Source organism: Pseudenhygromyxa sp. WMMC2535, from assembly GCF_011083025.2.
Window position 1 is genome coordinate 5,453,256 of sequence record NZ_JABJWV010000001.1, and the last position, 17,622, is coordinate 5,470,877.

Annotated in this window: 11 protein-coding genes; 2 read left to right on the plus strand and 9 right to left on the minus strand. The window is 71.0% G+C overall.

The features are described 5' to 3' along the window. The first annotated feature begins 353 nt into the window (after nucleotides 1-353). Nucleotides 354-590: a hypothetical protein gene (locus G6O69_RS21455; protein WP_176397008.1), complete on the plus strand. Its 237-nt coding sequence runs from the start codon at nucleotides 354-356 to the stop codon at nucleotides 588-590. 6 nt (nucleotides 591-596) lie between these two features. On the opposite strand, the gene G6O69_RS21460 is transcribed toward G6O69_RS21455, so the two are convergent. The 9 genes from G6O69_RS21460 to G6O69_RS21500 form a co-directional block, all read right to left on the minus strand. Then, nucleotides 597-2,021 carry a hypothetical protein gene (locus G6O69_RS21460; RefSeq protein ID WP_172305375.1) on the minus strand — a complete coding sequence of 475 codons (1,425 nt, stop codon included), beginning with the start codon at nucleotides 2,019-2,021 and terminating at the stop codon, nucleotides 597-599. 258 nt (nucleotides 2,022-2,279) lie between these two features. Beyond that, nucleotides 2,280-2,480, minus strand: coding sequence for a hypothetical protein (locus G6O69_RS21465; protein WP_176397009.1), 201 nt, complete (start codon nucleotides 2,478-2,480; stop codon nucleotides 2,280-2,282). Between the two features lie 101 nt (nucleotides 2,481-2,581). After that, nucleotides 2,582-5,605, minus strand: coding sequence for a VWA domain-containing protein (locus tag G6O69_RS21470; RefSeq protein WP_172305376.1), 3,024 nt, complete (start codon nucleotides 5,603-5,605; stop codon nucleotides 2,582-2,584). Then, nucleotides 5,602-7,620, minus strand: coding sequence for a VWA domain-containing protein (locus G6O69_RS21475; RefSeq protein WP_172305377.1), 2,019 nt, complete (start codon nucleotides 7,618-7,620; stop codon nucleotides 5,602-5,604). Before G6O69_RS21475 ends, G6O69_RS21470 begins: the two co-directional genes overlap by 4 nt. Further along, a complete protein-coding gene (locus tag G6O69_RS21480; RefSeq protein ID WP_172305378.1) occupies nucleotides 7,620-8,567 on the minus strand; it encodes a DUF58 domain-containing protein in 948 nt (315 codons plus the stop codon). Before G6O69_RS21480 ends, G6O69_RS21475 begins: the two co-directional genes overlap by 1 nt. Further along, nucleotides 8,567-9,574, minus strand: coding sequence for a MoxR family ATPase (locus tag G6O69_RS21485; RefSeq protein ID WP_172305379.1), 1,008 nt, complete (start codon nucleotides 9,572-9,574; stop codon nucleotides 8,567-8,569). Before G6O69_RS21485 ends, G6O69_RS21480 begins: the two co-directional genes overlap by 1 nt. 62 nt (nucleotides 9,575-9,636) lie before the next feature. Beyond that, nucleotides 9,637-11,547: a hypothetical protein gene (locus G6O69_RS21490; RefSeq protein ID WP_172305380.1), complete on the minus strand. Its 1,911-nt coding sequence runs from the start codon at nucleotides 11,545-11,547 to the stop codon at nucleotides 9,637-9,639. Beyond that, the gene (locus G6O69_RS21495; protein WP_172305381.1) at nucleotides 11,544-13,010 is read right to left on the minus strand and encodes a hypothetical protein; all 1,467 of its coding nucleotides are present in this window, start codon (nucleotides 13,008-13,010) and stop codon (nucleotides 11,544-11,546) included. The genes G6O69_RS21490 and G6O69_RS21495 overlap by 4 nt, the downstream gene beginning before the upstream one ends. A gap of 189 nt (nucleotides 13,011-13,199) precedes the next feature. Beyond that, a complete protein-coding gene (locus G6O69_RS21500) occupies nucleotides 13,200-13,514 on the minus strand; it encodes a hypothetical protein (RefSeq protein ID WP_172305382.1) in 315 nt (104 codons plus the stop codon). 450 nt (nucleotides 13,515-13,964) lie between these two features. On the opposite strand from G6O69_RS21500, the gene mfd reads away from it, so the two are divergent. Beyond that, nucleotides 13,965-17,600 (plus strand): transcription-repair coupling factor, encoded by a 3,636-nt coding sequence (gene mfd / locus G6O69_RS21505; protein WP_172305383.1) that lies wholly within the window; start codon nucleotides 13,965-13,967, stop codon nucleotides 17,598-17,600. Nucleotides 17,601-17,622 lie beyond the last annotated feature (22 nt).

The following is a 17,622-nucleotide window of genomic DNA, read 5'->3' on the forward strand; positions in this document are numbered from 1 at the left end:
CGTTTGAAGAACTACTCGTGCGCCTGTCGACAGGTCAGCTCATGGCAGAGGGACTTTGCTACTGGAGTGAGGCGTTGGCGCTCCGTGGGCGACTGAAGGATGTCCCCACGATGCTCGAGATCTTCCAGTCGATTGCGAGTGATCCTGACGATGAAGACGATGAAGACAGCGTCATCCTCATGTATGTCGCCTCTGTGATCGACTCTGCGATTGTCCCAACGCTCAGTGGTCTCGGTGGTCGGCGCTTCGATGCGTACAGGAGCTCCGTAGCGGCGCGCTGTGATGAACTGGCAAACCGCTTTGGAAGTGACGAGGTGCTGCTGTGGCGAGGAGAGCTCACGAGCGTACGAGGTATGGCTGAGCGGCTGATCGCGTTGTCGACGGCGAAGTACAAGTATCTACCCAGCTGGGTGCGCCGGCGCTTCGAGGCGGCGACAGGCATCGACTGTCGCGCGATGTTCGATCCCAAGGTCAAGGGCCGCTGGCGCCCGCTACAGGCGGCGGCGATCGCAGAGCGGTTCTTGGCGAGCCCGGAGGCCGAGCGCTACGAGGACGGCGTGCGCTACTTCTTTGGCCATCGGATACCCTGAGGCGGCTCAGCGCACGCAAGCCTCGACCGGCACCGAGGGATCCCGAACCCACTGGATCACCCGCGTCGATGCCCCCTCGGGCAGGTAGTCGATGTCCACGACCTCGCCCCCACGCTCGACCTTCAGGCGAACCTCGGACTTGGGATCCCCGGGGAGATAGTCGAGCTCGACCAGGACATCGTCCGCGCGCAGGCCAGCGGCGGCGGCGGGGCCCTCGGGGTCGAGCATGGTGAAGCTGGGCCGCTCGGCACCGGGCTCGCTGGTGTCGATGAAGCCGAGGGCGAAGGGCCGGAGCTTGCGGCGTTTGGGGGAGAAGCACGGCCCGTAGGTGTCGGCGGGGAGCTCGGGTCGCTGGCCGTCACCGACGACGGCCTGAAATTTCTGGTCGAGCATGGCCTCGGGCGGGTTTTCGTAGTCGAGCTGAAAGGCGGCGAAGTGGAGCAGCTCGCTCAGGGGGTACTCGCGGCGCTGCTTGGCGACGGCGTCGGAGACCAACATGCGCAGCGACTCGCTGACGCCGTCGTTGCCCCACTTGGAGTCGCGGGTGCGCAGGCGTTGGTCGAGCCAGGCCATGTAGATCGCGCCGCGGGCGGTGAGCAGGGCGCGGACGAGGCCGGCGCGGGGATCTTTGCTGTCGACGATCGCGGCGAGCTGCGCCGAGTCGAGGTTGCGCAGCGGGTTGGTGGCGAGCTCGAGCTCGACCCAGTCGATCTCGGCGGCGTAGTCGATGTCGGCGAGCAGGCCGAGCTCGAAGAGCTGCTCGCGGGCGATGAAGCGGGTGGTGCCGGCGGTGAACCACAGCGTGCGGGCCTCGGGGTGGTCGAGCTCGGGGGCCTCGTGGACGAGCACGCGGCCGCCGAGCCAGCGCGCGCTCAGGGCCTGGGCGACGTTCATGCGCGCGCTGGCGTCCCAAAAGGCGTTTTGATCGGCGTGGACCACCAGGCCGCGGCCGCGCAGCTCGACCACGAAGGTCGGCTCGGTGGGCGCGCGCGGGCCGGAGATGAGCAGGGTGACCAGGGGATCGAGGGTGGGCAGGCCGATGGCGCCGTCGATGGCCGTGCGCACGCCGGCGGTCTCGGCCGCGGACCAGCGGTGGTCGAAGCGGCTCGGCCCGGCGCCGAGCCAGCGGTCGTGGCCGTTCATGCTGTCGAGCTCGACCCACTCGAGCGGCCCAGCGATGAAGGCCGCGCGGCGCAGCTCGAACGGCCAGCCCTCGAGGCTGGTGGACGCGGTCGCGGCGAAGCTCGAGGCGGCGCGGGCCTCGGGCAGGCCGGTGGGGGAGGCGTCGGCGTTGGGGTCCACGAAGGCGGCGGGGTCGACGTCGAGGTCCAGGCGCAGGCGATCGGCGAGGCGCTCCGGGTCTTCGGGGAGCAGGAGCAGGGCCTCGCCGGTGGCGAAGAAGAGCCCATCGTCGACGCTCAGGCGAGGCAAGCTGGCGCTCGCGGTGGGCGTGGGCGCCAGGCTGTAGTCGAGGCGCAGGGGCCGCTGGGGGGGCGCGCGCGAGGATGAGGTGCAGGCCGCCGGCGTCGTCGCGCTCGAGCTCGACGTCGATCGATCCGCGCGCGTCGGTGGCCGTGATCGCGAGGGTCTGGTCGGCGAGGGGGCCGGGCATGCCCCAGCGCTGCAGGCTCGGGGCGGGCTCGGCGGGGCCGTGCAGCTCGATCTGCACGGCGACGGTGGGGGCGGGGGTCAGCGCGGGAGTGATCCGCACGCGCAGGGCGGGCTCGAGCGCGGGCTCGGCCTGTGCCTCGTCGCTGGGGGCGTGGCCGGGGCAGCGTCGGGAGCGGTGGTGTCGGGCCCCGAGGTGGTGCGACAGGCGATGGCCGAGAGCGCGAGGGCGGGCAAGGTGAGGCCGAGCTTGCTCGGCCATGGGCGTGATCGCGTTGGCACGAACGCCGCTATAGCTTGGATCTGCGCGCCCTCCCAAAGTCACAGACGCGGCCCCGAGTAAATCTGGGCCGCGCCTGCGAGGTCTCGCTCGTAGCGAGAGATCAGGCGCCGATCTTGCGTACGCCCAAGCTGACCCGGCGCAAGAGCAGGTCCACGGCCAGCAGCGGGAGCAGCAGCCAGACCAGGACCAGCGGCCACAAGGACTTGGTCCGGGTGCGCCCGCCGGGGTCGCCCGGCGTGGTCACGACGGCGTCGATGGAGCCCTCGGTGCTGCCGCGCTCGACGAGGCCCGCGAGCCACTCGCCGTTGGGCTCGAGGGTCTGGGGCGAGAGCTCGGCAGGGTAGGGGACGCTGACCTGCGAGATGGCCTCGGCGGCGAGCCGGGGCGGGCTGAGGCTGTCGTCGTAGAGCTTGGCCTTGAGCAGGCGCTGGCCGGCCTCGATGTCGCGGATCACGGCCTCGTAGCGGCCAGGGGCGGTGAGCTCGAGCAGGACCTCGCGCTCGCGGCCGTTGTCGACGAGCTCGCCCTGCGCGTCCTTCTCTTCGGGGATCGCCGGGTCGACGATCGTGACCGCGCCGGCGAGGTCGTTGGCGAAGCCCTCGGGCGACTCGACGTCGACGATCACCCGCCAGGCGCCGGGATCCGCGGCCGGGCTGACCTTGATGGTGGCGCCGCCGAGCAGGCCCGCGCCCTGGCGCATCGTGTCGCGGGCGAGCTGCGACCAAAAGCGCGAGAAGCCGCTCCAGCTGACCCAGTTGGCGGCCCAGCGCGGCTTGGCGTCGCTCGAGAACGCGGCCACGCGGCCCAGGCCACGGCGGGCCCGGACGAGCAGCGGATCCCCGAGGTGGGTGCGCAAGATGACCTCGGACTGGGCCTTGGGCTTGACCGGCACGATGCCGCGCAGGCCGGGGGCGCGCTCGAAGTCGATGCCGCGCAGGAGCTGCACGGGCTTGGTGACCCGGGGGTAGAGGGCGCGCTCGACCAGGGCGTTGCGCTTCACCTCGCGGGCCTCGCGGGAGAAGATCCGCGGGACGTCGGTGCCGTCCTTGGAGAAGAAGTAACGCCCGCGGCCGCGCTCGGCGACGCGGTAGAGGAAGTCCTTGCCGGCGCCCTCGCCCACGCCCACGGAGGAGACCGTGATGTTGGCCTCGCGCATGTCGCCGAGCAGGGCGTTGATGCCGTTTTCGGGCGACTCGCCGTCGGACAGCAAGATCACGTGCTTGACCAGGGCCTTGGAGCCGGCGAGCTGGAGGTAGGCCTCGCGCAGGGCCGGCATGGCGTTGGTGCCGCCGCCGGCGGTGAGCCGGCTGATCGACGAGGAGATGCGCAGGCGGTTGGCCGCGGGCTGGAGGCGGACGAGGACCTGGGGCGAGCTGTCGAAGGCGATCACGCCGATCTCGTCGCTGGGGTCCAAGGTCCGCGCGGTGGCCCGGGCGGCCTCCTTGACCAGGTCGAGGCGGTCCTCGCTGGACATGGAGCCCGACTTGTCGATGACCAGGACCAGGGCCAAGGTCGGCTGCTCGCGCTGGCGCTCGCCGGAGAAGCGGACCGGGAGGACCTGCTCGAGGGTGCTCCCGCCCCAGCCGCCGACGCCGAAGCTGCTCTCGCCGCCGACCATGATGAAGCCGCCGCCGAGCTCCTTGACGTAGTGGACGATGGCGGCCTCCTGGGCCGAGGAGATCCAGCGCGAGGGGATGTCCGAGAAGACCACGAGGTCGTACTTGCGCAGGCCCTCGCCGCTGGCGGGGACCTCGGCTGGGGCGACGGAGTCGACGGACAGGTGGTTGGCGCCCAGGGCCCGGGACAGGGCGGCGCTGGGGTCGGTGCTGACCAGGAGCACGCGCGGACGCCCGACGACCTCGCCGACCACGGCGGCCTTGTCGTTGAGCGCGCTGCGGTTGTCCTGGGCGGCGATCTCGCTGGTGTCGAGGCGGGCCGAGAAGAGCACGGGGCCGGGGTCGGTGACCCGCGCGGCGAGCTTGACCTGCTGACGACCGCCGCGCAGCTCGACCTCCTGGGACGGCTCCATGGGGTTGGGCTTGCCGTTCTTGTCGAGGTAGAGCCGGACCTTGCCGGGCTTGGTGGCCACGATGTCGACGGCGACCTCGAAGCTCTGGCTGACGCGCAGCTCCCGGGGCAGGTGCACGGCCTCGATGAGCACGTCGCCGCGGACCTCGGCGGGGAAGCTGCGGGTGTGCACGGCGACGCCGCGATCCTCGAGGTCGAAGATCGCCTGGCCCAGGCCCTCGCGCTCGGCGAGGTCGCCGGTGGCGTCGGTGATCAGCACCACCCGGCCCTCGGTGTCGGGGTCGAGGAGAGCTTCGGCCAGGCGCAGGGCGCTGGCGTGGTCCGAGGCCAGGGCGCTGTCGGGGTCGCGGGCGAGGGTCAGCGCGTCGGCGCCGCTGGAGCCGTCCTCGGGGTCGAGCTCGAGGAGGTCGTGGACGTGGGCGCGACCGGCATAGGTGACCAGGCGAACGCGGGTGCGATCTTCTCGTTCGACGCCCTGGTCTTCCTCTTGGGCGGCGAGGTCGATGGCCGCGCGCACGAGCTGCTGGGCCCCGGCGAGCTGCTGGTCGTCGATGCTCTCGGACACGTCGACGACGAAGACCACGGTCTTGCCGCGGATCGGCGAGCGCAAGCTGGGTTGGGCGAGGGCGAGGGCCACGGCCATGAGCACCAGCAGGCGCAAGAGCACCTGAAAGACGACCTGGAACGCCCGGACGTCGACCAGGGTCCGGGTGGCCATGACGATCATGAACGGCCCGAGGGCCACGGGCATCAGCCACAGCGCGTGGGGACGGGCGATGATCAGCCGCTGGTCGCCGGGCTGCTCGCTGAGCAGCTCGGCGAGCCACAGCGGCAAGTCGAGCTCGAGGGCGCCGCGTAGGGGGATGGCGCCCATGAGGATCCGGGCCACGAGCAGGCCGGCGAGCAGGGCGATCACCGGCAGGGCGAGGGGGTGGCGCAAGAGCTCACCGCCTCGGCCGCCCTTGCTGCCCTTGCCACCTTTGCCGCGCTTGGCGGCGCGCTTGCCCGGGCGGGTGGCGAGCCTGGCCCGGACGCCGCTGAGGTCGGGGCCGACGCGTGATCCGCCGGTGCTCGGCTCGCGAGAGGGCGCGCTCATACAGTCTTCCTTCGGTGGTAGCTCGCCCACTCGACGACGATCAGCGCGACGGCGGCGAGCATGATCAGCGTCCACAGCGGGCCCTCGGACAGGGGCGCCGGCTCGGGCGCCTCGCCGGCGGCGCTGGCCTCGGGGACGACGTCCTCGTCGAGGCGGGACTCGAGGTTGGAGGCGGCGGTGTTGGCCTGGTTGACGGCGACCTCGAAGTGGGCGTCGGCGGCCTCGCCGTCGCGCACGGTGATGCCGTAGACGCCGGGGACGAGGGCGCGGATGCGGAAGCGCCCGTCCTGGGCGCGCACGCGCACCGGGGTGGGCTCGCTGTCGTCGTCGGGGTCGGGATCCGGGGGCGTGACCTCGAGCAGGCTCACGCCTTCGCTGGGCACGCCGAAGTCGGCGAGGGCGAGCTCGCGGCTGGCCCCGATCGGCACGGCGGCGACGAAGCCGGCCTCGCGGCGGCCGAAGTAGTCGACGGCGTTGGCGACGAGCAGCGGAAAGGCCGTGCGCAGCGGGAGGTCCGAGCCGCGCGGGTCGAAGCCGATCAGCAACATGCCGTGGGTGTCGTCCTCGCGCAGCACGACCATCGGGGCGCCGAGGTGGCTGACCAGGGCGATGTCGCCGGGGTCGAGCTCGAAGCTGGTGCCCCGGTTCATGTTCACGTCCTTGAACACGACCCCGTCGAGGAGCTCGTGGTCCTTGCGCTGCTCCGAGAGCCGCGGGGCCCGGAGATCGGCGAGCTTGCGCACCGGGACCGGGGAGTCCTCGAGGCGGTAGGGGTCGAAGATCACCAAGTTGGTGTCGGGCAGGGACTCGGGCAGGGGGGTGTCGGCGAGGTCGTAGAAGACCAGGTTGGCCTGGTCGATGGCCGGGTTGCCTGGGGCGCCCTCCTCGGGGGGCAGGGTCGTCAGGCGCACGTAGTCGTCGAGGGTGAGCAGCGCGGCCTCGAGGAACAGGTTGCTGCCGTCGGTGACGAGCGCGACGTCCATGGGGTCGAGGGGCGGGATCACGGCGTAGGCGCGGTCGTCGATGGCCGGGCCGAGGGCGGCCGCGCTCGCGGGGTCGTCGGGGAGGGGGACGAGCTCGGCGACGAGGCGCTCGCGGGCGGCGTCGAGCTTGGGCAGGACCTCGCGCTCGACCGCGCCGGGCTGGAGCTCGAACACCTTGCCGCCCACCGGGAGCTCGTCGGCGGTGACCCGCAGCTCGAAGCTGGCCGGCTCGGCGCCGAGGTTTTGGACCTCGACGAGGACCTCGACCTTGTCGCGGTTGGTGGGGTAACGGCGCGCGGCGAAGGCGGTGATCGCCACGTTGCCGACCTCTTGATCCTCGCCCAGGGGCAGGACCTCACAGCGGGCCTCGCCCTCTTGCTGGGCGCGCTCGGTGCAGCGGGCCAGGGCCGTGAGCCCGGCGTCGTCGAGGGCGCCGTCGGTCAGCACCAGGATCCGCGGGGTGGCCTGGTCGGCCAGGGCGTTGCGGGCGAGGAGCAGGGCGCGGGACAGGTCGGCCTCGCCGGGGCCCACGCGCACGCTCTCGTCGAGGGCGCGCAGCAAGGTCCCGCCCTCACCGGTCAGCGGCGCGGGCACCGAGACCTCGCTGCCCGCCGCGATGATCAGCGCGCGGTCGGCTGGGCCGAGGGCGTCGACCTCGGCGCGGGCGCGCTCGAGGGCCAGGTCGAGGCGGGTGTCGCCGTCCTCGTCGGCCTGGGCGGCCATGCTCGCCGAGGTGTCGATGACGATGGCGGTGGTCGCCGGCTCGCGCAGCCAGACCTCCGGGCGGGGATCCCCGAGGGCCAGGCAGACCAGGGCCAAGAGCAGCAGCTGGACCAGCCAAGAGAACAAACGCCGGAGCTTTCGCCACAGCCGGCGGGTCTCGCTCTCGCGGGTGACCTGCTCCCACAGGTCCGCGAAGGGCACCACCATCTGGCGCCTGCGCATGCGCAGCAGGTAGAGGAGGGTGACCACGCCGGCCCCGGCGGCGAAGAGCACCGCGAGGTCGGCCGCTGCCCAGCCTGCGAACTCCATCAGCGCAGCACCCCCCCGAGCCGGAAGATCCGCAGCACGAGATCATCGAAGGGCTCGTCGATGGAGGCGCGGAAGTAGGGCATGCCGCGGGCGCGGCACTTGTTCTCGAGGTGCTTGCAAAAGCGCTCGTGGGCCTCGGCGTAGGCCTCGAGCAGGGCCACGCTCAAGGTCACGTCGCGGCTCGACTCGCCCTCGACGTCGACCAGGGTCACGTCGCCGCGGGCCCCGGTGTCGAGGGGGTTGGCCTCGATCGGGTCGACGACCTGGATGGCCACGACCTCGTGCTTGCGAAAGCGCAGCATGTTGAGGCCGTCGAAGGCGCCCTGGAGGTCGTAGAAGTCGGAGATCACCACGGTCACGCCGGGCAGGGCCGACTGGGCAGCGACGCGCTTGCAGCCGGCGTAGATGTCGGTGGGGCCGCCGTGGGGGGCGTTGCGCAGGAAGTCGAACACGCGAAAGATTCGGCCCTTGCCGCGGATCGCCGGGAGGGTCTCGTGGACCTTGCCGCTCATCGCCGTCAGGCCCACGCGGTCGAGGCCGGCGAGGCCCACGTAGGCCAAGGCGGCGGCGATCTTCTGGGCGTAGAGCAGCTTTTGGCCGCCGCGGGTGAGCATCGAGTCGCTGACGTCGACGACCAGGCGCAGGGGCAGGTCCTCGTCCTCTTCGAACAGCCGGACCAGGGTCTGGTTGAGGCGAGCGAGCACGTTCCAGTCGACGTTGCGGATGTCGTCGCCGGGGGAGTACTCGCGGTGGTCGGCGAACTCGAGCCCGCTGCCGGTCTTCTTGGTCTTTCGCTCGGCGCGCTGGCGCCCGCGGATCAACCGACGCGCGATGACCTGGAGCAGCTCGAGCTGACGCAGGAACTCCTCGTCGAAGATGTCCGGCAGCACGACCTGCTGCCGACGGGCCTTGGCGCCGCCGAGGCCGATGCGTTCGCGCAGGCCCATCAGTCGGTGGGGACCTTGGCCAGGACCTCTTCGAGGACCGCGTCGGTCGACACGCCCTCGGCCTCGCCTTCGAAGTTGAGCAGCACGCGGTGGCGCAGGGCCTGGGGGACCACGGCCTTGACGTCGTCCTCGGAGGGCGAGCGCCGGCCCTCGAGGGCGGCGCGGACCCGGGCCGCGAGCAGCACCGACTGGGCGCCGCGCGGGCTGCCGCCGAAGCGGACGTAGCGCTTGACCCCGTCGGTGGCGTTCTTGTCGTCGGGGTGCGTGGCCCGGAGCACGCGGACCACGTAGCGGGTCAGGCTCGGGGTCACCGGCATGGCGCGGACCAAAGCCTGGAGCTCGAGCAGGCGCGGGCCGTCGATCACCGGCTGGATCTCGCTGTGGTGGCTGCCGGTGGTCCGGTCGAGGATGGCGATCAACTCCTCCTCGTCGGGGAAGTCGACGTTGATCTTGAACAAGAAGCGGTCGAGCTGGGCCTCGGGCAGGGGGTAGGTGCCCTCTTGCTCGAGGGGGTTTTGGGTCGCGAGCACGAAGAAGGGCGCGGGCAGCTTGCGGGTGTGGCCGCCGGCGGTGACCTGCTTTTCGGCCATGGCCTCGAGCAGCGCCGACTGGGTCTTGGGCGTGGCGCGGTTGATCTCGTCGGCGAGCACGATGTTGGCGAAGATCGGCCCAGGTTGATACTGGAGCGTGCGGCCCACGCTGCCGTCCTCACCCTCGACGAGCACCGAGGTGCCGAGGATGTCGGCGGGCATCAGGTCGGGGGTGAACTGAATGCGGTTGAAGCTCATGGACACGGCCTCGGCGACCGTGCGGATCAGCAAGGTCTTGCCCAGGCCGGGGACGCCCTCGAGCAGGCCGTGGCCGCCGGCGAGCAGACAGGTGATCACGCCGCGGATGACCGCGTCCTGGCCAACGACGACGCGCTGAACCTCGTCGACGAGCTTGCGGAGGTCCTCGGCGAGGGCCTCGAGTTGAGCGGCGGTGTCGGGTGCTTCGGTCTCGGACATTGGGGGCGTGTAGGGTAGCGCGGATCGCTGGTGGTTTTGAGGTGGGAGTGAGGCGTGTCCGATCAGTCCTGTGGCTGGACCATTCGGAAGTAGCGCTTGACACGGGTGCGCTGACCCTCGGGGAGCTCGTCGCTGTCCATGGCCGACTGGGCGAAGCTCTTGTAGTCGCGGTAGACCTTCTTGTAGGACTCGGTCGCGAAGCCCTCCTGGCTCGCGGTCTCGATGACCTCGGCGCGGGTCTGGCCCTTGCCTTGCTGGGCGTCGACGCGCTCGTTGTTGACGTCGACGTCGGTGCGCTCGGGGTCGCCCAGGGCCTCGACGCTGCCTTCGCCGATGCCGGGGCCGACCCCTGCGCCAGGCTGCTGGCCCATGGCTTGGCTCTGGCCCTCGCCTTGGCCGTCGCCCTCTCCCTCGCCCTGACCCTCCTGGCCCTCGCCCATCATCATGCCGTCGGGGTTGTCGCCGACTTCGCCCTCGACGAGCATCGTCGCGGGCTTGCCGTCCTTGCCCTTCTTGCCCTTGGCGGCCTTGGAGAAGCGCTGCTGTTGCTGCTTGCGGCGGTTCTTGGACTCGCTGTCCTGGTTGGCGCGGCGCACGAATTGTTTGGCCTGATCGAGGGAGTCGCGGACCTCGGTGAGCTGCTTCATCTGGCGGGCCTTCTTGGTCGCGTCGCTGGCTCCCTTGCTGAGCTGCTTGCCGGCGTCCTGACGCTTTTGCTTGGCCCCGCTGGACTGGCTGCTGCCCTTGGACTGACGCGAGAGCTGCTGGAGCTGGTCGAGCTTCTCGCGGGCTTTTTGCTCGCGCTCGTGCTGGCGGCGGAGCTCCTCGAGGCGCTCCTTCTTACGCTGCATCTCCCGCTCTTGTTCCTCGGGATCCTCGGCCGGGTTCTTCTCCTGGCGCTTCATCTCGCGCTCGGCCTGCTCCATGGCCTTCTCGGTCCCGGTGTTCTCCTTGGCGCTGCGGGCCAAGGAGCGCTCCATCTCCGCGAGGGCGTCGTCGAGCTGCTTTTTGAGGTCGCCGCCTTCGGCCTCGGCCTTGTCCATGAGCTTTTGGAGCTCCTCCTCGACCTCCTCGGCGTCGGACTTGGCGAGGGCCTCGGCGACCTCGTCCATGATCTCGTGCTCGCGCAGATCCTCGGCGAGCTCGCGCATGCCCTCGGCGAGCATCCAGGGATCCTCTTCGAGCTGCTCTTCCATGTCGGTCTCGGCGGCGGCGAGCTCCTGCTCGAGCCGGTCGAGGCGCTCGAGGGCCGTGGCCTGGTCGATCTCACCTTTCTCGAGATCCTCGAGGACCCCGAGCATCTCGCCGGCGATGCGCGCCACGGCCTCTTCCTTGGAGTCCTCGAGGCCCTGGAGGACCTTGATGTTGGCCTGGGCCTCGGTCATGTCGACGCCCTTGCGGGGGCCCTCGGTCTCGAGCTCGGGGAGCGAGTCCTGGGCGAGGATGCGGTGATCGAGGCGCTCGGGCTCGCGCTGAGGGAGGAGCAGGGCGGCGAGCAGGAGCGAGAGGGAGAGGCCGTCGAGGACCCGCGGCTTGGGCAGCGCGAGCCTGATGACTGGCTTGGCGGTGAGGCCGTCGACCGCGCGGGCGCCGTCGGCGATGGCGAGCTCGGCGATCTCGCGGGTCCGCGGGTCTTCGTTGGGGATCGCCGCCTCGTCCTCGGCGAACTCGATGGCGTTGCCCAGGCGATCGTGGAGGCGGTAGTGGCCGTCGACGCGGCGGGCCGTGGCGCGCAGGGATCGCGGGCGGAAGATCGCCCAGGCCAGGACCACGGGGATCGGCGCGGAGGCGGCCCAGGCCCAGGCCATGGGGGTCATCAGGGCCCTGGCTGAGATGACCGCGACCGCGGCGAGGAGCAGACCGGCGGGCAGGGCCACGCGGACGATCAGCGCGAGGGCTTCGGCGAGGCGCTCGCGGCGTTGGACGCGGGCGAGCAGCCGGTAGATGGGGCGAAGCTGTGGTCGCTGGCTCATGGCGTGCTCCTGCTCGTGGTGGCCAGCACGGCGGCGGGGGCCGAAGATGGCTGGTTTCGTGCGCGCGCGGACTTGCCGGACTTGCGCGGTGTGCCGACGGAGAAGGCGGCCCAGCCCGCACGCTCGACGGCCTTGGCGTCGAGTGGCGCCTCGCCGCCGGCCTCGGCGAAGTGGGTGGCGAAGAGCACCTGCTTGCCCTTGCGCGCCAGCGTGTGGGTCTGGGCCTTGTGGGTCTCGAGGTAGCGGCGGAAGAGCGCCTCGAATTCCTTGGCGTCGGCCGTGCTGTCCCAGGCGATCACGCCAACGAGGAACGGGGCTGGACCCGGCTCGGTCTCTCGCTCGAGGGCGATGAAGCGATCGCCACCCCAGCCCGCGGCGGCCGCTCGGGCGACGCTGGGGCTGGCCACGTCGGCGAGCATGGCCAGCAAGGTGGCCTCGCCGAGCTCGTCTTCCCAGGCCACGCGGTGCCCCGGGGCGAGATCGAGCAGGGGCTGAGGGTCGACGCTCACCGGCAGGGGCGGCTCGCGGGCGGCGAGCTTGTCGAGGTGGAGCATCTGCTCGCTCGAGTGCGGGAGCTCGGTGTAGAGCGCGTCGACGGCCGCCCAGCCGCGGTCCCGGGCGAGGCGAAGCACGTTCATGGTGCCGTCGGTGTAGGGCATCTGGAGCTGGCGGGCGAGGATCGGGTGGGGGATGCCCATCGAGTCGTCGATCGCCAGGACCGCGTCGGCCTGGAGCTGGAGCAGGTCGTCGCCGATGCTGGCGAGGCCCTCGTCGCCGGCGACCCAGGCGAGGTAGGCGGCCTGGGCGTCCCCTTCGATCAAGAAGGTCTGCGCCGTGTCCAGGTCGCTGCGGCCTTTGTGCATGTGGTTGAGGGCCTCGAGGTCGAAGTGCATGTCCTGCAGCCCGTGGGCGCCCTCGTGGCCGACGACCATGCCGAGCTCCATGCGCCCGACGTAGTCGCCGATCAGCAAGGTCTTGCGCTTGGGGTCGTAGATGCCGAGGACCCCGAGCTCGTACATGTCGAGGAGGACCTGCTCCATGTCGCTGCCCACGGGGAGCACGCCCATGGAGGCGTCGATGCGGCCGACCAGCTGGAGCTCCTCGGGGGTCATCTCCTCGTACATGACCTCGTGCACGAAGGCTCGGACACCGGGCTTGTCGATCAGTTGCACGGCAAACTCCCCGGTGATGGGCAGCTCGCGGGCGGCAGAGACCTCTCGCGTGATGCGCTGAGCGGCGGCCTCGACCTTGGCCTGCTCCTCTGCGCGGCGCTGGGCAGCCGCGTCTTGCTCCTGCTGGGCCTGCGCGCTCGGGGACTCCGCGGCATCGGGGCCTTGAACGTCCTCGACCGGATCCTCTTCCACCGGGGTCGCGCTGGCCGTGTCCGAGGGGCGACATCCGGCGGTGAGGGGGAGCGCGAGCGCGCAGATCACGGTGAGGGTGCGGTCGGCGGTACGCGCCACGGGGGCAAGCCTAGCAGGTCGGTCAGGGTGGGGGCTGCTGGCTTTGACACCATGTCGCGCAGGTGACGCTCGTTCAGGGATGGGCCGCCGTTGTAGACGCACGACGTGCCAACCTCGGGGTAGAGGTCGCCGGCGGGTCGAACGCCCGGGGCCGTTCCGGGAATCCCCTCGCGGTCTGGGTTGGGGAGCTCAGTGCCCTGGGTCGCGGAAGATCTCGCCGACGGCGGGGGCCGTCTTGGCGCGCTCGAACCACGTCGAGAGCAAGTCGGCGTCTTTGCAGTCATCGATGCGCTGCCGCTGGCGTGCGCTCGCTTCGAAGTGGCGGATCTCCAGCAAGGCGAGGAGCGCTTCTCGACGGGCGAGGACGAGGCCCTCTTCGAGGCCCTGCCCGCGGACGCGTTCGCTGTGCTGGGCCCAGGTCAGTCCTTCGTACTCCCAGCGTGGCGGGACGTCGTCGGGATCGAGGGGAGAGGTCGGGTTGAGCTCGGGGATTGTGTCGGCCATGTCTGGAGATGCGGCGCACTCGATGATGTGTCGGTATCGGGCGCGGAGGTGAGAGGGAGCGAAGGGAAGGGCCAAGGCACGGGCCGGGTCTGCGCAGGAGGGAAGGGCGGTGGATGGGTGCATACGCGTGTAGTCGGCGCAGAGGCGAGCGCGATCCCGCGGGTCTCAGGCCACCGCCCCGGTGACCGTGATGATCGGCGCTCGGGCGGACGATGGCGCGCAGCTCGTGTCCGCGCCGCGCAGCTTGGATCATCAGCTCTCGGCCGCAGCCGCCGGAGGCACCGAGGATGGCGAGTTTCATGGCCCACGGTTGCCACGCCAGAGCGGGGGACTCGAGGAATTTATGCTCCTATCGGTTGCCTAGTGCTCTGATAGAATATATAGGTTGTTCGATTCAAAGCCTGAGCAAGCGCAGCGCCCGCGGTCATCATCGGCTACCCTGCGCCGCCCATGGCCCACGCAGCGCTCGAGGCCCTCCCCACGCTCCTCGAGGCCCTCCGCAAGGGCCGCCGAACCCGTGTGCTGGGGGCCGAGGGCGGCTACCGGGGGCTGCTCCTCGCCCGGGCCATGGCCGACCCGGACACGGACGCCCCGCTGGTCTATGTCGCGCCCGACGAAGCCACGGCGCGCTCGGTGGTCGCGGACGTCAGCTTCTTCGCGGGCCTCGACGCCGAGCGCGAGCGCGACGACGCGAACACGCGGATCTTGCTGATCCCCGAGATCGACGTGTCGCCCTACGGCGACGTGTCCCCGGACCCGCGCAGCGTGGGCGCGCGCATGGCCGCCCTCGAGCGCCTGCGCGGCGACGAGCCCGAGCTGATCGTGATGAGCTTGCGCAGCTTGCTACGCAAGACCATCCCCTCCGAGGCGTTCGCGGCGCTATGCCGGGTCTGGGAGCAGGGCGGTGAGCTCGGCCGCGAGGAGGCGGCGGACTTCCTGGTCTCGGCGGGCTACGGGCGCGTGGACGTGGTCGGCGATCCCGGGAGCTTCGCGATCCGCGGCGGGATCATGGACGTCTGGGTGCCCATCGAGCCGTTCCCGGCGCGCTTCGAGTGGTGGGGCGACGAGATCGAGCGGGTGCGCCTGTTCGACCCGGACTCGCAGCGCAGCTTGCGAGAGATCCGCTCGCTGCGGGTGCACCCGGTGCGCGAGACCATCGCCACGAGCGACCACGATCTTCGCCTGGCCGCGCTGCGCCTGGGCGACGAGGCCGAGGTCCCCACGAGCACGACTCGCCAGGTGATCGAGAACCTCAAGGCGGGCGTGGACTTCTTCGGCATCGACGCGCTCACGCCGATCTTCCACGCGAGGATGGCCGCGCTGTGGGATCACCTGCCCGAGAATTCGCGGTGGTTCCTCGACGAGCCCGAGGCCCTGCTGGGCCTGGGCGAGCGCATGGCCGACGAGTACGAGCAGGAGTATGCGCGCGCGCTGGCGGCCAAGAACCTGATCGCGTCGCCGGCAGGCTTCTTCGTGTCTCGCGAGCAGCTGCGCGAGCGGATCCAGGACATCCCGGTGGTCGGGGGGCGCCTCGACCTTCATGAGCCGGAGCGCGCGGCCAAGGACCGCCGCAAGCTGATGCGCGTGGACCTCGGCCGCAACCTCGAGCTGCGGGCCAAGCTCGAGGCGGCGCGCGGACAAAAGGGCGGCGAGCTGCTGCGCCCGGTGGTCGATCACATCCGCGGCCTGGGCGTGCACGAGGACGCGGTCCTCGGCGGGGCTCTGGATCCCAGCGACCGCGACACCTGGGACGTGATCCTCGTCGCGCCGAACCTGACCCACGCCGAGCGGCTCACCGCGATGCTGCGCGGCTACGGCCTCAACCCTCAGGCGCCGAGCAAGGACGCAGACTTGGAGGCGCTGGGCGGGCAGGCGCTGGATCCCGAGGCCGAGCACCATCGCGTCCGCGTGCTCCCGGGCAGCCTGTCCGAGGGCTTCTCGAGCGCGGCCGATCGCCTGCTGATCGTCAGCGAGTCGGAGATCTTCGGCAGCGTGACGCGCCGGCGCCAGCGTCGGCGCAAGCGCGGGGTCGGGGTCGCCTCGCTCTCGCAGCTGAGCGTCGGCGACTACGTGGTCCACCTCGTCCACGGCGTGGGTCGCTACCAGGGCCTGACCAAGCTGGCGACCCACGGGATCCAGGGCGACTTCGTGATCGTCGAGTACGCCAAGCGCGACAAGCTCTACCTGCCGGTCCACCGCATCGGCGAGATCGAGCGCTACGTCTCGGCCGAGTCCAAGGCGCCCAAGCTCGACAAAATGGGCGGGCAGAGCTTCCAGGTCAAGGCCAAGAAGATCCGCGCCGACGTCCGCCAGCTCGCCGAGGAGCTGCTGCAGATCTACGCCCAGCGCGAGGCGCTGACCGGCCACGCCTACCCCGAGGGCGGGGAGATGTACGCCGAGTTCGAGCAGACCTTCCCCTTCGAGGAGACGCCGGATCAGGCCGATGCGATCGACGCGGTCCAGGGCGATCTGAGCTCGGGGCAGCCCATGGATCGCCTGGTCTGCGGCGACGTGGGCTTCGGCAAGACCGAGGTCGCCCTGCGCGCGGCCTTCCGGGTCGCGGCCGCCGGCAAGCAGGTCGCGGTGCTCGCCCCGACCACCGTGCTGGTCCAGCAGCACTACCTGACCTTCGCCGAGCGCATGGAGGCCTTCCCGATCAACGTCGCGGTGCTCAACCGCTTCACCGCCGACGGCGACGCCAAGCAGGCGATCGCGGGGATCCGCGAGGGCAGCGTCGACGTGGTCGTCGGCACTCATCGCCTGCTCAGCCGCGACGTCCGCTTCAAGGACCTCGGGCTCGTGGTCATCGACGAGGAGCAGCGCTTCGGGGTCAAGCAAAAGGAGCGCTTCAAGAAGCTCAAGACCTCGGTCGACATGCTCACGCTGACGGCCACGCCGATCCCCCGCACGCTGCACATGTCGCTGCTCGGGCTGCGCGAGATCAGCATGATCACCACGGCGCCGGTCGACCGCCTGGCCGTGCGCACCTACCTGACTCGCCACGGCGACATGGTGATCGAGGAGGGCGTGCGCAAGGAGCTGACCCGGGGCGGGCAGGTGTTCTACGTGGTCCCGCGGATCCTCGGGATCGAGGAGCACGCCCGGCGCATCCGCGAGCTCGTGCCCGAGGCCCGGGTGCTCGTCGCCCACGGCCAGATGCCGCCGGAGATGCTCGAGCAGACCATGCTCGACTTCGTCGAGCACCGCGCCGACGTGCTGGTCTCGACGACGATCATCGAGAGCGGCCTCGACATCCCCCGGGCCAACACCATGTTCGTCGCCCAGGCGGATCAGTTTGGCCTGGCCCAGCTCTACCAGCTGCGCGGACGCATCGGACGCAGCAAGCTGCGCGCCTACTGCTATTTGATGGTCGCCTCGCTCGAGCGCCTGTCGGAGGACGCCCGCCGGCGCCTCGAGGCGCTCCAGCGCCACAGCGAGCTGGGCGCGGGCTTCAACGTGGCCAGCCACGACCTCGAGATCCGCGGCGCCGGCGACCTGCTCGGCAAGCGCCAGTCGGGCAGCATCCAGGCGATCGGCTTCGAGGCCTACGCGCGGATCCTCGGCGAGGCCGTGGCCGAGCTGCGCGGGGACCCGATCCTGCGAGAGACCGACCCCGAGCTCGCCTTCGATCTCCCGGCCTTCATCCCCGACGGCTACGTGGAGGACGTGGGCGCGCGCCTGGACTTCTACCGCCGCCTGAGCACGGCCCGCGACGCCGACGAGGTCCGTGAGGTGCTCGAGGAGCTCCACGATCGCTACGGCGAGCTGCCCGTGGAGGCCCGACACTTCGCCCTGATGATGGCGTGCAAGAGCTACGGCCGGCGCCTGCACGCGCTGAGCATCGAGCTGCGCGGGATGAAGCTCTCGATCCGCCTGGCCGAGGACACGCCGCTGGCGGCCAAGTCGGCGCTGAGCCTGGGCGACGCGACCGAGGGGCGGATCCGCCTCGCGCCGGGGGGCGAGCGGATCGTCGCGACGATCCCCAACCGCACGGGCAAGGACTGCTCGCGCCAGCTCGAGGTCTGCGAGGGCGTGCTCGCCGAGCTGGTGACCTTCGCTCGCCTCGACCGCGCGGCGCAGGGCTAGAGCGCGCCTCCAAACTGCTCGC